This is a genomic window from Synergistaceae bacterium, assembly GCA_031267575.1.
Taxonomy (GTDB): Bacteria; Synergistota; Synergistia; order Synergistales; family Aminobacteriaceae; genus JAIRYN01.
In genome coordinates, this window is the sequence record JAIRYN010000045.1 from 23,145 (window position 1) to 37,411 (window position 14,267).

The 14,267-nt window shown below is 53.3% G+C and carries 12 protein-coding genes; 1 reads left to right on the forward strand and 11 read right to left on the reverse strand.

Translation table 11 applies throughout. The features are described 5' to 3' along the window. Positions 1–19 precede the first annotated feature (19 nt). Complete coding sequence (locus tag LBJ36_06505) at positions 20–157, forward strand: hypothetical protein (protein ID MDR1378689.1); 138 nt, start codon at positions 20–22, stop codon at positions 155–157. Here LBJ36_06505 and smc read toward each other — a convergent pair. The 11 genes from smc to LBJ36_06560 form a co-directional block, all read right to left on the reverse strand. Next, the gene (smc, locus tag LBJ36_06510; GenBank protein ID MDR1378690.1) at positions 148–3,633 is read right to left on the reverse strand and encodes a chromosome segregation protein SMC; all 3,486 of its coding nucleotides are present in this window, start codon (positions 3,631–3,633) and stop codon (positions 148–150) included. The genes LBJ36_06505 and smc overlap by 10 nt on opposite strands. After that, positions 3,608–5,146: an Rne/Rng family ribonuclease gene (locus LBJ36_06515; protein ID MDR1378691.1), complete on the reverse strand. Its 1,539-nt coding sequence runs from the start codon at positions 5,144–5,146 to the stop codon at positions 3,608–3,610. The genes smc and LBJ36_06515 overlap by 26 nt, the downstream gene beginning before the upstream one ends. A 71-nt stretch (positions 5,147–5,217) precedes the next feature. Next, positions 5,218–6,051, reverse strand: coding sequence for a DUF2344 domain-containing protein (locus LBJ36_06520; GenBank protein MDR1378692.1), 834 nt, complete (start codon positions 6,049–6,051; stop codon positions 5,218–5,220). Beyond that, positions 6,003–7,847, reverse strand: coding sequence for a TIGR03960 family B12-binding radical SAM protein (locus tag LBJ36_06525; GenBank protein MDR1378693.1), 1,845 nt, complete (start codon positions 7,845–7,847; stop codon positions 6,003–6,005). The genes LBJ36_06520 and LBJ36_06525 overlap by 49 nt, the downstream gene beginning before the upstream one ends. A gap of 85 nt (positions 7,848–7,932) precedes the next feature. After that, complete coding sequence (gene rodA, locus LBJ36_06530; protein ID MDR1378694.1) at positions 7,933–9,045, reverse strand: rod shape-determining protein RodA; 1,113 nt, start codon at positions 9,043–9,045, stop codon at positions 7,933–7,935. Between the two features lie 49 nt (positions 9,046–9,094). Next, on the reverse strand, positions 9,095–9,388 hold the full coding sequence (gene minE, locus LBJ36_06535; GenBank protein MDR1378695.1) for a cell division topological specificity factor MinE: 294 nt from the start codon (positions 9,386–9,388) through the stop codon (positions 9,095–9,097). A 119-nt stretch (positions 9,389–9,507) separates the two neighbouring features. Further along, a complete protein-coding gene (gene minD / locus LBJ36_06540; GenBank protein MDR1378696.1) occupies positions 9,508–10,308 on the reverse strand; it encodes a septum site-determining protein MinD in 801 nt (266 codons plus the stop codon). 177 nt (positions 10,309–10,485) lie between these two features. Further along, on the reverse strand, positions 10,486–11,253 hold the full coding sequence (locus tag LBJ36_06545) for a hypothetical protein (protein MDR1378697.1): 768 nt from the start codon (positions 11,251–11,253) through the stop codon (positions 10,486–10,488). Then, entirely contained in the window at positions 11,243–13,012 is a 1,770-nt protein-coding gene (gene mrdA, locus LBJ36_06550; protein MDR1378698.1) for a penicillin-binding protein 2, read from the reverse strand. Before mrdA ends, LBJ36_06545 begins: the two co-directional genes overlap by 11 nt. Further along, a complete protein-coding gene (locus LBJ36_06555) occupies positions 13,005–13,469 on the reverse strand; it encodes a hypothetical protein (GenBank protein ID MDR1378699.1) in 465 nt (154 codons plus the stop codon). Before LBJ36_06555 ends, mrdA begins: the two co-directional genes overlap by 8 nt. Continuing rightward, on the reverse strand, positions 13,466–14,260 hold the full coding sequence (locus tag LBJ36_06560) for a rod shape-determining protein MreC (GenBank protein MDR1378700.1): 795 nt from the start codon (positions 14,258–14,260) through the stop codon (positions 13,466–13,468). The genes LBJ36_06555 and LBJ36_06560 overlap by 4 nt, the downstream gene beginning before the upstream one ends. Positions 14,261–14,267: the final 7 nt, after the last annotated feature.

Consider the following 14,267-nt stretch of genomic DNA (forward strand, 5'->3'; position numbering starts at 1 on the left):
CTCACGGAGTCTTGACATAATGTCGCTCAGTGGGATTATGCCGGGTGTAACAAAAGAACTGAGCGACAAAAAACTGGCGATGGTGTTTCACAGACTGAAACTGATTGGCTATGTTCTTCGCCGGCATTTGCCGCAGGAGGAAATCGGTCACTTATAATTTTCCACGTCAATACCCACGATCTTGGAAAGCCCTGCCTCCACCATCGTCACGCCGTAAATCAGATCCGCCCGCTCCATCGTAGTACGTCGATGGGTCATGATCAGAAGCTGCATTCTCTTCGAATACTCCTTCGCCAGCTCGGCGAAACGGATCAGGTTATACTCGTCCAGGGCGGCGTCTACCTCGTCCAGAACGGCTAAAGGCATACGCGCCACCTCCAAAGCAGCGAAAAGATGCGCTATCGCTGTCAAAGACTGCTCCCCTCCCGAAAGCTGTGAAATATTCTGCAACCGCTTTCCTGGAGGCCGAGCGTGGATCTCGACACCCCTGTCCCAGATCGTCCCTTCCTCCTGCAAGGTCAAGTGTGCTTCCCCTCCCATGAAAAGCCGCTGAAAAAGAGAGTTGAAACGATCGTCGATGTCGCTCATCGCTTGGCTAAACAGGTTTTCCACCTGATTGTCCGTTTCGTCGATTAAATTCCTCAGTTCCTCGACCCCCGTGCTAACGTCCTCCGACTGTTCCGTCAGATAATCGATACGCTCGGTCAAGGACTCGTCCTCGGAGAGCGCTCCCAAGTTGTACGTCCCCAAAGCCCGCAATTCTCGATCAAGGCGACGTATAGTTGTGACCAGATCTCGGGAACTCCCTTCTCGCTCACTCTCGGCACGAGAGGCTTCGTGAGCGTCGTAGGGGTACTTTTCGTCCCAGTCTTCTCTCAGTTGTTCCGCCTCTGCTCGGGTGGAGGCGACGCGCTCCTTCAGAGCCCCGATATCCGTGACATTGGTCGTCAGGTTGACCTCTGCCTTTTGTCCGTGAGCGCGGAGTCGCTGCAAACGGTTGTGTGCCCTGCGGGCCTTGTTGCGCTCCTCCTCCAACGTGGCGTGAATGCTCAATATCTCTTTCCAGACGGCGAACTGCTCGCGCCCCAGTTCCGAGAGCTGTTTTTTCAGACCAGCCTCCTCTGATCGACCTCCTTCGAGTTCGGCTGCAATGGAGGCCATGCGGTTTTCCAGGTCACCGTGTTCCCTCTGGATGCGAACGAGCATATTCGCTGTTCCCCGCAAACGTTCTTCGAGCACTTCGACATCGGCGTGAATCCCCCCCAGGGAAAGTCCTCCAATCCCTATCAGTGTCTCGTCGGCTCCTCCGTCGGTTCCGGCAAATTCGGCGATTCGGGCCTCAAGTTCGACGATTTGTGCTTCGAGTTCCGAAAGCTCCCTACCGATGAGGGCAATTTCCGCTTCGGACGAACTTTTTTCTTGTCCGACGCGCTCGATCTCGGAAACCAAACCCGCAAGGGACCGCTGAGATGTCAAGAATGCGTTCTTGTTCCGCATCACCTCCGTCCCAAGAGCCTCTCGGTCCTCGGCCGCCTTCCGCTCCTGCTTTTCCGCTCGGGCGAGTTCCGATTCCAAGCTCTTGATCTTTTGCGTCAAGGCGTCGACGCGGACAGAAAGTTCTGTCACCTTTTGATTGTGGCTGATGGCTCCCCCGCTTTGCCGAGCGCGGCCGCCGCTCACCGTGCCAGCCGGAGAAAAGACTTCCCCTTCGAGGGTCACAATAGGGAACTTGGCGCCGTCCTTGAGCATGCCGCTGCCCAAGGCATAATCGCTCACCACTAAAAGGTCTCCCAGCAAATGTTGCAAGACCGGTGCCCAAGGGGAACGGGGCGTGATGATTTCGATGCCCCACCCCACCACGCCCTTCAAGGGCAACCGAAAATGAGCGTCCGGGAAACGGGGGCGGCACCGCTCCAAGGGCAAATACGTCACACGGCCGGCCCGGCGCTGTTTTAAAAGCTCAATACCCTCCTGGGCCTCGTCGAAAGTACGCACCAAGAGCCAGAACTGCCTCCCGCCCAAGTAAGCCTCCAAGGCAGGTGCTACGTCGGGGGGACAGGAAAAGGCCTCAGCGACGACCTCGGGTTTCGATTTCATTCTCCCCAGTCGGGCGGCGGAGAGTAAAAGGCGTGTGGGCTCCGGGTAAATGGAAGCTTCTGTATTCTCTTTGACCGCGTCCAGTTCCGCTTTTTGAGTAACCAACTCGCGTTTCAATTGTCGCAAATTGGCGGAGTATTTTTGGCAAGTGGCGTAAATATCGGAGTGCTCCAAAGTAAGTTGTTCATGACGTTTTTCGAGAACTTCCAACTCCTGGGCAAATTTTTCTACCGCGGCGGCTATCGCGGCGCGGTCTGCTTCGAGGCGCACAAGGTCTTTTCCGTACTCATCCTGCGACGAGGATAGAGCTTTCAGGCGCGCCTCTAATTTTGAGCGCGACACAGTCTTCTCGGCGTGTTCGTTCTGTATTGCTTGACGGCGAGCTCGCTCCCGTTCAGCAACGGCCCGGTTTTCCTCCAGGCGGCGCAGCGCGTCTTCGAAGGTGGCGCGTTTTATCTCAAGTTCCTGCTTCAGCGCCGACTCCTCGTTTTGTGTTTTCTCCATTTCCGTCCCCACAGAGGCCAATGTGGCGAAAGCGCGCTCCATCTCGGTTGCAAGGTCACGACGATCCGAGAGAATCCCCTTGACCCCGGTCGCCGCGGAAAAAGCCTGTCGCCGCAAAGTCTCTTTCCGTCCGGTCAGCTCCCGTTCCCTTGCGAGAAAAAACTGCTCGTCGAAGCCCTCGTTACGCAGTTTTTCCTCCATCCTAAAAATGGCCGCGTGCCAAAAATCTTTCCATTGGGCAACAAGGTCTCCATGCTCCATGATCAATTGAAGCTGACTTCGGTACTCCTGTTCTTTTTTTTCGAGGGTGAGACGGCGTGAGAAATAAAAATCCCGTCGGACATTTTCCAGGTTGTCTAGAATCCCCTTGGCCTCAACCGCGACCATCACCTCGGGTTCGATCTCCCCGCGGCGGGCCTCCAGCTCCGAAACCAGGGTAGAGATACGCCGCATCTCGATCAAGGCGCTTTCTAGCTTGAGGTGGGTCTCTTCTCGGCGCTTTCGGTAGCGATCAATGCCAAAAAGCAACTCCAAATGACGGCGACGCTCCATTGGGCGCTGATGGATCGCCTCGGAAACCTCGCCTTGTCCTATAAAAGCGAAACTATCCCCTTCGAGCATGAAACGCGCCTTGAAGTCCGTCAAATCCTGTAATTTTATTTTTGTTCCATCGACTTGCAAAAGGGAACCGTTCTCCGCCGTGTACTGCCTACGAAGGATAGACGTGAGAGGGGAAGAAAAGGAAGAGGTGGAAGTAGCGGATTGTTTCAGTTTCAACGCAACCTTCAACGCAACATCTGCTTCTTTTGCGGGGTTCATAGAGGCGCTACCTTGGAAAATCAAGTCGCTCTGACGCGCAATGCGCAACGTTCCCGGACTACCTTCCCCCAGTACCCAGCGCAGAGCGTCCAGAATGTTGCTTTTACCGCTGCCGTTGGGGCCGACAATGGCCGTCAGCCCATCGGAAAAGGAAAACTCGCAGCTCGTGCCGAAACTTTTAAACCCCTTAAGACGAAGAGACTCGATAGACAACTGTCGTGCTCTCCCGTTGCTCCATCTGTTTCGCCCGGTGTTCGATCGCCTCGCGGGTTCCCTGAGCCTCGATGCGATAGCGGCTCCAGACGAAGTCGGGAATCCCGGCGATCAGGATCTTACGACCCAGCTCCTCTTCCCAGAAGGCAAGGTAAGTATCGTTTACGTACTGGGCCACTGCGGAGTTGGCCTGAAGGAGAACGGCCTCGGATTTGTTGGCGTGTCCGACCTTACGCAGAAAACGTTTCATGGACATGGCCACCGTGTCCTCCCGCAAAACCCAGCCGTTGTCATTGCAAAACGGACAACCTCGTGTCAAGACAGATTTCAAGTCCGGGCGACCTCGTTTACGGGTGAGTTCGACCAATCCTAACTGTGTCATGCTGAAGACGCGAGCGCGGGAACGATCAGACTGAAAGACCTCCTCCAATCGCGTCAAAAGCATTTGACGGTCCTCTTCAAACTCCATATCGATGAAGTCGATAACGACAATACCGCCGATGGCGCGTAAACGTAATTGACGTGCTATCTCGTCCGCGGCTTCAAGGTTCGTATCAAGGACCGTGTGACGCATGTCCATGCTACCTACATATTTGCCTGTGTTGACGTCGATGACCGTCAGAGCCTCGGTGTGCTCGATCACAAGATAAGCGCCCGACCGCAACCAGACCTTTCTTTCGAGGGCCTGCTCGATCTCGCGCTCTATGCCGTAATACTCGAAGATGGGTACCATTCCATGGTAAAGGGTGACGTCAGGACGCCCATCTTCGTAGAGCATAGACACGAAGTCGCTCACGTGCTCAAATTCGTCCTCGCCGTCCACTAAAACCTCGTCGATGTTGCCGTGGATTTCGTCCCGCAGCACTCTACCCAGAAGCCCAATGTCTTTGTACAAAAGACATGGAGCGGACTGACGTGCAGCGTTGTGCTCGATCTCGCGCCACAAAGACAGGAGAAACTCCACATCCTGTGCCAGGACATCTTCGTCGATACCCTCGGCGGCGGTGCGGATGATGATGCCAAAGTCGTCGCCCCGCAAGTCTTTGGCAAAATGCCGCAAACGCTTCCGTTCTTCCTCACTGGCGATACGCCGAGAGACCCCTGCCTCTTCCCCGTGAGGAATCAGAACGAGGTATCGACCCGGAAGGGAAAGGCGCGGTGTGACTCGGGCGCCCTTGTTTTTGCGGGCGGTTTTCGTCACTTGCACCACCAACTCCTGGTTGGGCGTAACATCGATTCCTTTGGCGTCGTTGAGATACAAGAAAGCATTGCGGCCGTCTCCTATGCTGACAAAAGCGGCATTGATGCCAGGGAGGACACTTTCGACCCGCGCCTTGTAGATCTCCCCTGCTTTTTGGTGATCCCACATGCGCTCTATGAAAATCTCCGACAAACGTCCGTTTTCGAGAATCGCGACCCGCGTTTCCTCGTTCTCCAACGTGTCGGCGATAATTTTCCTGTCCGAAATTTTATTCGAAGGCTTTTTCAAATTCGGATTCGAGCCGGCGGTCATCTGGTGGGCTTTCACGCCTGTATTGGCGTTTTTGCTCACGTAGACGCTTCTATTGGCGCTGATATCGAGTTCTAAAGCCACGCTACGTCCTCCTCCACCAAAGTTTTCATCCGAACCCCATCCCAGCGTCCCAAGGCGGTGCGGACAATACACAAATCTTTCCAGCCGTAAATATCTCGTCCTTCAGCTCGTCCTTCAGCGGAACCCAGCGTCTTAACCCACCCGCCAATACCGTTTTTAGCCGGATTCGCCAAAACGACGGAAATCCGGGAACCGCTCGCTCCCTTATCCTTCTGATCCTCCTTATCCTCCTTATCCTCGTTCCGGGTCGCGGAAAACAGCACTTCTCCGCCGAAATGATTCCTCAAGTGATCCAAGAGGTTCTCCACGGGGCGAAGACCTCTTTCCCATATCAGGTAATGGGCCGCGCCGCACTCCTTTCCCAAAGCAGGAGCGCCTTCCGCCGGAAAAAGACATTTCTTGATACGAAACCCATCGGGCATCTGCTCGTTTAACCTAGCATTCAATGTATTCAATGCATTCAATGCATTCAATGCGTTCAATCCGAAAGCTAGTCCGAAAGCTAGATCGTCGAAAATCCAGCCGTCCTTGTCTCGTTTTTCTTGCGACTTCACCCAAAGGTCCACGGGTTCGCAAAGGGCCACTACCCCTGCGGGCAATTCGGGCCCAAAGCTGATCTTGGCATGGGGGGAAAATCCGTCGGTCGAGTGCAACACTATTCCCGCTCGTCTGGCGGCACGTGTAAAAAGGGACGCCAACGCCACATGAGGAACGAAGCACGCTCCGCCTCTTTTTTCGTAAATCAGCCGGACGCGCGCGACCTGGCCTGTCACGTTCACAACCCCATCGCTTTCGGCGCCGCAATGTCGCAGTTCAACCCGCAAGCAGAACAGCCTTCCCGGCAGTCAGGTGTCAACCGCTCAGCGTAGGCGGCGCAACGTTCTTTCCACAAAAAAGATTTTGTGATCCCCACGTCGACAATGTCCCAGGGCAAAGCCTCGTCTTGTTCACGTGCCCGAGTATAGTCCGCAGGATCCAACCCGCATTCCTCGAAAGCCTCGAACCAGAGCCTCAGATTGAAGGTCTCGCTCCACCCATCGAAGCGAGCGCCTTTCCTCCAGGCTGTCTCGATGACGTCGGCCAGCCTTCGGTCCCCTCGCGCCAGCGCCCCCTCTAGGAAGGATTGCTCCGGCTCGTGGTATTTCAGCGACAGGGCTTTGTCTTTGATCTGTGCTTTGAGCCTTCGACCCTTCTCCCTGAATTCCTCGACAGTATTCTGCCTCTCCCATTGAAAAGGGGTATGAGCCTTCGGGACAAACCCCGCCACGGAAATCGAGATGGAAGCCCGTCTCCGGTTGTGCGTCCGCGCCAAGCGAATGGCGGATTGGGCCAGGTGAACGATACCATCCAAATCTTCCTCTGTTTCGGTGGGCAATCCCATCATAAAGTAAAGTTTGAGCCTATCCCATCCCTTGGAAAACGCCTCGTTCAGACAGGTGAAAATGGACTCCTCGTCGATGCCTTTGTTGATGACGTTTCTCAATCTCTGAGTCCCGGCTTCGGGAGCGAAGGTCAAACCGCCCCGTCGCACCTTCTGGAGCCTCGCCGCCAAGGTTACGGAAAAACCGTCCATGCGCAAACTGGGGAGACTCAGGTGAATCCCTTCCTCTACCAAATGAGGGGCGAGATCCTCGATGACCCGATCAATCGCGGAATAATCGCAAGTGGCTAAGGATAATAACCCCACCTCTTCCCAACCCGTTCGGCGGGCCAGGTCCAGAAGCGAGCTCACCACCGTCTCTGCTTTTCGCTCGCGGACGGGACGATTGGTCATTCCCGCCTGGCAGAAACGGCACCCTCGCGAGCAACCACGGAAGACCTCCAGCGCCGCCCGATCATGAACAATGCCCACCGACGGAACGATGATCGTGTCGGGTGGGGGCGTCTCGTCGAAAGAGGCGAGAAACTGTCTACGAACCGGTAGTTTCATCGGACTCGCCGAGGCGTCGAAAACAACGCCTCCTTCTCCATAGCTTGGGCGAGCGAACCCCGGCGCGTAAACGCCTGGAAGAGACGCGCAGGCCATGAGAGCGTCCAATCGCGTTTTCGTTTTTTTTAAAGAAGCGAGTAACCGAGGCAAGACGGCCTCTCCTTCGCCCACGCAGAATAAATCGATAAAGGGAGCGATGGGTTCCGGCACGAAGGCCCCCGGTCCCCCCGCGACGACAATAGGGTGTCGGTCGTCCCGCGACTCCGCGCGCAGAGGTATTCCCCCTAGATCCAACATGGTCAACACATTGGTGTATCCTAGCTCATGCTGGAGTGTAAAACCCACCACATCAAAGGCGGAAAGGGGAAGGGAACGCTCGATCGATGTCAAGGAAAGAGAGTTCGCCCTCAGCAGCCGCTCCATGTCCACCCAAGGACAATAGACCCTGTCTACGACCACACCGGAAATCTTCCACAGAAAAGACGCAAGAAGCTGAAATCCATAATAACTCATACCGATTTCATAGACGTCGGGAAAAGCTAAACAGATTTTCAAGGCGTCGGAATCTTCTTTTTTTTCTTCTCCGTCGTCAGGGCACGAAAAACGCCATTCGCTTCCGCTGTAGCGGGAAGGGCGAGAAACCTGCGCCCAAAGAGGCCACAGAGGGTTGTCGAACTCCGAAAATGACATTCAATTCCTCCTAAAACAACTTTTAGGTATAAAACGAAACCCTAAATCGTCGGGATTCATTCTTTTGCGTTCATTTTCTATATATTCATTTATAGCGTTTCGCGGACCCCGCGTAAACGCTGGATACCAGTCCCAGAGCGATGGAAAGAGACAAAAGAGAACTTCCGCCGTAACTCAAAAACGGAAGAGGAAGCCCCGTGATCGGCATGAGACCAATGTTCATGCCGATGCTTTCAAACATCTGAAACCATACCCAAGCCGCTACTCCCGCCACGAGGAGTTTGCCTCGCACGTCTCGGCTTCTCATTCCCGCCTTCACGATGCGCTTAAATATGATACCAAAAAGGAATAGAAGCACAAATGACCCCCAGAAACCGAACTCTTCCGCGTATACGCTGAAAATAAAATCCGTATGGGGTTCCGGCAAAAAGCGCAGCTTGCTCTGCAATCCCTGTAGAAATCCCTTACCCCAAACACTGCCAGATCCCACGGCGATGCGGGACTGGATGGCATTATACCCCGCGCCCAGAGGATCCCGCGTAGGGTCCAGAAAAACGAGTAACCTCATTTTCTGATAGTCCTTGAGAAAAAACCACGCGAAAGGAAGAGTACCCATCCCCAACCCCAGAATGGACAAAAGATATTTCGAGGGGGTTCCCGCTACGAAGAGGGTCGTCACGATGATCACCACATAGACCAAAGCGCTGCCTGCGTCCGGTTGGGCCAGAACCAGAAACAAAAGAGGCATCCCCACCCCTAGTCCACCTAGGAAAGCCTTTAGAGAAAGAGGGGGGTATCGGCTCAAAAATTTTGTCAGAATAAGGATTAAGGAGATCTTGGCAAACTCCGATGGCTGAAAACGAGTAAAGCCCAGAGAGAACCAACTCTGGGAACCTTTCACATTGGGAGCCAGCAACAAGGTGATAAAAAGCAAGAAAAGAGCCGCTCCATAAATGGGATAGGCCAGGTCCATAAATTTTCGGTAATCGACAGCCACCACCAAGATATACGCCACAACAGAACATACTGTCCACCCAACCTGACGAATCGCGTATTCTTCCCTTTGCTCCACGCTTCCGAATCCCGCGCTGAAAATACAGGCAATCCCCGTCAAGATCAAAAACGCTACCACCACCAGAAGAAGTTTATCTAGCGCGGCCAGATCCTCTTTGAAAGTGGAAAAGCGAGGTGTGTCCATTATGAACCTATGAACGACTATTGATGCCGATAGCTTCTGAAGTCAAGATTCAAGAAAACTCCAAGTGCTGAGGCATTGTATTTTCCGCCCCATTCTTTTCCAGTGACCCGGCTACCCCGCGTTTGATCCGCAAAACGGGAATATTAGCCACCAACGCCACGGTACTATTGATCTCTCCCAAATCTATCTCTATTCTAGATTCGTCGATATCCATGTATCTGGTTAAAACAGCAATTATATCCACTCGCAAGTTTTCCAACAACTGAGGTGAAATATCGGTTCGATCGTGAATCAACACCAATCTAAGGCGTTCTCTTGCTGTTTGAGCCGATGACGAAGCCATATCACTACCCCCGAACAATTTTCGCAAAAAATCCACCTCTATCTCCCCTTCGTCAAGTGGCACAGCTTTTTTCAATTTTTTGCCTCAACAGCACTCGAGACTTTAAAACCGAACACGCGTCAGAAACCGAACAGTTTTTTCAAGCTCGAAAAGAGATCGTTAGGCTTGTTGACGTCCAAGTGGAGAAGAGGAACATTTTCGCCCAAAATCCTGCCGGCGATATTCGCGTAAGCCTGGGCCGCCGGCGACTCCTGAGCAAAAGTCAACGGCTCGCCCCGGTTGGCCGCTTTGACGACGCTGTCGTCTTCGGGGACAATACCGATCAATTTAACAGATAGAACATCCAGAATATCTTCTTGTGACAACATTTCGTTACTTTGGACCATAATAGCCCTGAAGCGATTAATGATCAGACGAATCGGAGACTTTCCCATCGACTCCAGCATCCCGATAATGCGGTCCGCGTCCCTGACGGCCGGAACCTCCGGCATCGTAACCACGATCGCCTCGTCCGCCCCCGCAGCGGCGTTTCTAAAACCGCCTTCGATTCCGGCTGGACAGTCCAGAAGGACAAAATCGAAATCAGGCCGCAATTGTCCACAGAGTTCCGTCATCTGTTCCGGAGAAACAGCGTCCTTGGTACGGGTCTGAGCCGTGGGGAGAAGGTAGAGATTTTCTATCCGCTTATCCTTTACCAACGCCTGATTGAGTCTGCAACGTTTTTCGATGACGTCGATAAAATTATAAACAACCCTGCTTTCGAGCCCCATCACCATATCGAGGTTCCGTAATCCGATATCCGTGTCGACCGCCACCACTTTTTTCCCTGCCTTCGCCAATGCCACAGCAATATTGGCGGTAGACGTCGTCTTTCCGACGCCGCCCTTGCCGGATGTAATGACAATTACCCGTGCACTCAAAAGAAAGCCCTCCCCTATAAACTATCACTCTAATCCCTCGGCTCCGATTGTCCGGCTTTGGTAACTGTTCCCCCCTCCACCCGACTTTCATCTGACAGGGTTTTCGTTAGGGGGTTTTGGGGGAGCCAGTGAGACCGTTTTGGGACAAACGGGCTTTACCCCCCTGAGCTTGAATGTTTACCGGCTTTGTTTTAGGTTACCTTTATGAAAATATCCGATAGTCTCAGCCTCCAATTTCCAATCCCTGACAAAAAGCCACTCCCCTTCCAAAGTAATGATAACAGGTTTTTTCCACCATTTCATATCGGCGCTGAATTGATCGCACAGTCTATCCCCTATGCGAAGTTGACGCGCTTCAAAGGATCCGGCCACGATATAGACTCCATCCGTTCCTTTGCGTCCGGCGTGTACGAGCCCCTTCAATTTGCCGAGGACGGAAACGCTTCCTCCCGCGTAGATTTCAGCTCCACTGTTCAAGTGACCTAGAAGCACCACGTCTCCAGAATGTTCCTCGTGCCGCCCAGACCTGAGAGAATGCTCTAAAATCAGGGGAAGGGCCTTTGTCTCTTTCGCGTCTTTCGCGCTTTCCAAAACGGGCAAGGAGGTTTTGAAGCCTCCTCTTTCCAGCCGCTCCGTCGATTCCGCGTCCGCGTTCGTCCAGGCCAACACGTTGAGCTTTTTGGGCCAAATCACCTTGGACAGCATCTTCCCGATCAATTCTTCCGAACAGGAGCGCGATTGAAAATCGAAAACGATGCCCGTTCCCATAGGCAGGACAAAAGCCTGTTCGGGAATCTCCTCCAGTTTCTCAAGAAGAAGATCGTCGGGAGAATCTCTTGACAAAATAACTTTAATGCCCAAGCTTGTTCCCTTGAGTTGCACACGCGAAAGATCGGCGTCATTGTCTATATTGTGGCGCATATTATGGTGCGTATTATTGTCCATTGTTTTCAACCCTCTTGAACGCTAAATTTTCGGTGGGATGGCTCAATACATGTGCCAGTATTTGTCCCACAATGGGAGAAGCGACACTGCTGCCATGTTCCCCCGCCTCCACCATGGCGACCGCCACGTATTGAGGGTTGTCGGCGGGGGCATATCCCGCGAAAATGGCATGGTCTAAACCGTGGGCGTTTTGCGCGGTGCCCGTCTTGCCGGCCACCGCCACGCCGAAATTGCCCGCCCTAAAACCCGTTCCGCGGCTGACCACGTAATCGAGTCCTTTCTGCACCATGGCCAGTTTATCGGGAGCTATGCCTATGTTTGTGGGCTTTTGAAAATTCTCGGAAACGACGTGGGGCGTCACCAGGCGCCCTCCGTTGGCGATGGCTGCGTAAAGACGCGCGATCTGAAGAGGGGTGAGCAATAAAAAGCCCTGGCCGATCGAGTAATTGATCGTATCCCCCTGGTACCAGCCTTTCTTGAATCGCTCTTTTTTCCAGTCGGGCCCCGCCGTGTTCCCTGAGCTCTCCCCAGGCAGGTCAATCCCGGTGGGAACACCCAGCCCAAATTTTTTTGCCCACTTCAACAACCGATCGATGCCGAGCTTCATCCCCACCTGGTAAAAATAAACGTCACAGGAATTTTGCAGCGCTCCGAGCAAATTCACGTTGCCGTGACCGTTCCTTCGCCAACACCGAAAAGTGCGTGACGGCAACTTCAACGCCCCTGAGCAGAAAAAAGTTGTTCCTGGCGTGATAACTCCCTCCTCCAAAGCAGCCAAAGCAACCAGCGGTTTGAAAGTGGAGGCTGGAGGGTATACGCCTGAAATGGCGCGATCCAGCATCGGCTTGTCCTTGTCCTCTGTTATATCCAGCCATTCCCTTGCGGAGACGCCCCAGGCAAGGGGGTTGCTATCATAGGTTGGCAAAGAGGCCGACACGAGTACTGCCCCCGTTTTCACATCCATCACAACGATGGCACCCTTGTAGTCGCTTAACAGCTCCACAGCTCGTTTCTGAGCACCCATATCCAGGGTCAGGTAAACGTTCTGGCCTTTCTCCGAAGAGCGCAAATCGATGGTCCTGACTTTACGACCTTTCGCGTTGACCTCAATGGACTCTTCCCCAGCAACCCCTCTCAATTGTTCTTCATAAAATCGCTCGACACCGCCTTTACCGACCAGGTCTCCTCCCACGTAGCTTCCTGGCAGGCTTTCCTTCAGCTCACTTTCGGAGATTTCTCCCACGTAGCCTGTGATGTTGGCCGCCAGGGCTCCCGCCGGATAAATGCGGCGCCACACTGGCATGGGGAAAAATTGATTCGGGAACTTTGGATCCGCCACCAGTTCGGCCATCTGAGCCATCGTGAGGTTGGGAACCAAGCGTATGACGCGATAGGGAGCCCCCCTCTGTTTTTTGATCGTTTTTTCCAGATCCTCCACGGACATGGGTATACCGTGATCCGAGAGAAGCCCGCTGAGGTGAGACAACATACCCGGTTCATCCAAATTCAGAGGATAGCCCATGATACTGAAGGTGGTCTCGTTCACGGCCAGAGGAACTCCGTTGCGGTCGTAGATCTCTCCTCTGGGCGCGGAAAAGCGAATCAGTCTTAAACGATTGGCGTAAGCAAGGCGAATGTACTTGTCAGCGTGCACGACCTGAAAGAAATAAAGGCCCACAAACAAAATTATCAGAGTCACGAAGACTCCATACAGAAGCGCTTTCAAACGGGCATCGATGACGTCTCGCGTCTCAAGCATTTTGTTTCTTTCCGTGTTGAATATAAAGAAAGACGCCTAGCAGCGCGATCGGCACAGCGCACCCCTGTTGAAGCCCGAACAAGATCCAGTTCCCACCATCAGCGCCTCGTCTTAAAATCAACGTGGACAGAAACGCGGGCAATAACTGGACTGTCCAAAACAGAAAAAAGATGATCGTGGGGGTTCTGCCTGAAGTCGGAAGCGTATTCCACACCCACAGGACCACCATCACGACGCTAACATAACTTAGGATAAAGAAACCCGGAATACCTATCCAGCGCAAATCCCACATCAACCCCCCCAAAAACGCCGCCCAAATGACGGATACATTTTTTCCCCAATCCTGTGTCAAGAGTCGGTAGGCGAGATACAGCAAAAAAAGCTCCGGAATCCGCATTGTTCCGAAGGTCAAAACGGTCAAAAAATCCTGAAGAAGCCAGAACATCACGTAGGTCATCGAACGATGCCCCCTGAGTGTTTTAGGACGGAAACTGTATACAACCTGGACATGAAGGCCCCTGGTTCTATTTTATAGGTCATATAACCGTTGTCCGAGGAAGCCTTTCCTTCGTCGGCGATAGCGCCAATGGGTATTCCCGAAGGCAGAAGCTCGCCAATGAGTGCCGTGCTGACCTTCATGCCCTTTTCGATACCGCGTCCCTCCGGAATGTAAGTCAACAAGACAGCTCCATTACTATTTCCCACCACGACCCCCAGTTCGCGAGTTTCCTCTATGACCACGGGGATCATCAACGCGGACGACGTCAAAAGCTCGACCCAAGAAGAAAAGGCACTAACGGAGCTGACGCGCCCCACCAGAAACCCATTTTGGAAAACGGGTAATCCCATAATGATGCCGTCGTTTAACCCCTTATCTATCCTGACCTCGTTCCACCAAGAGTGAGGTTCCCGCAACGTCACACGGGCGTCCTCCATGCGCATGTCCAATTCTGATTTAATCTGCTCCGCCATAATAACGGAATTCGCGATTTGCAGTTTGGCGTTCTCGTTTTTCAAAACTTCAAGCTGTCGCGTGAGGTCGCTTTTATCCCGCGACCAAAGGTAAAGCTCCTGTAAAAACTCCCGAAACCGCACCGCGGGGTGTTCGGGAACCGACAGAACGCTCCCCACGAAATCGACCACATTTCTCAGAAAACGGACATTGGGAGATACCCCCAATAAAAAAAGTCCCAAGGTGAGAGCCACAATTCCATGGATCCATTCAAGGGTCAAACGACGATCGACCATGAGTCAA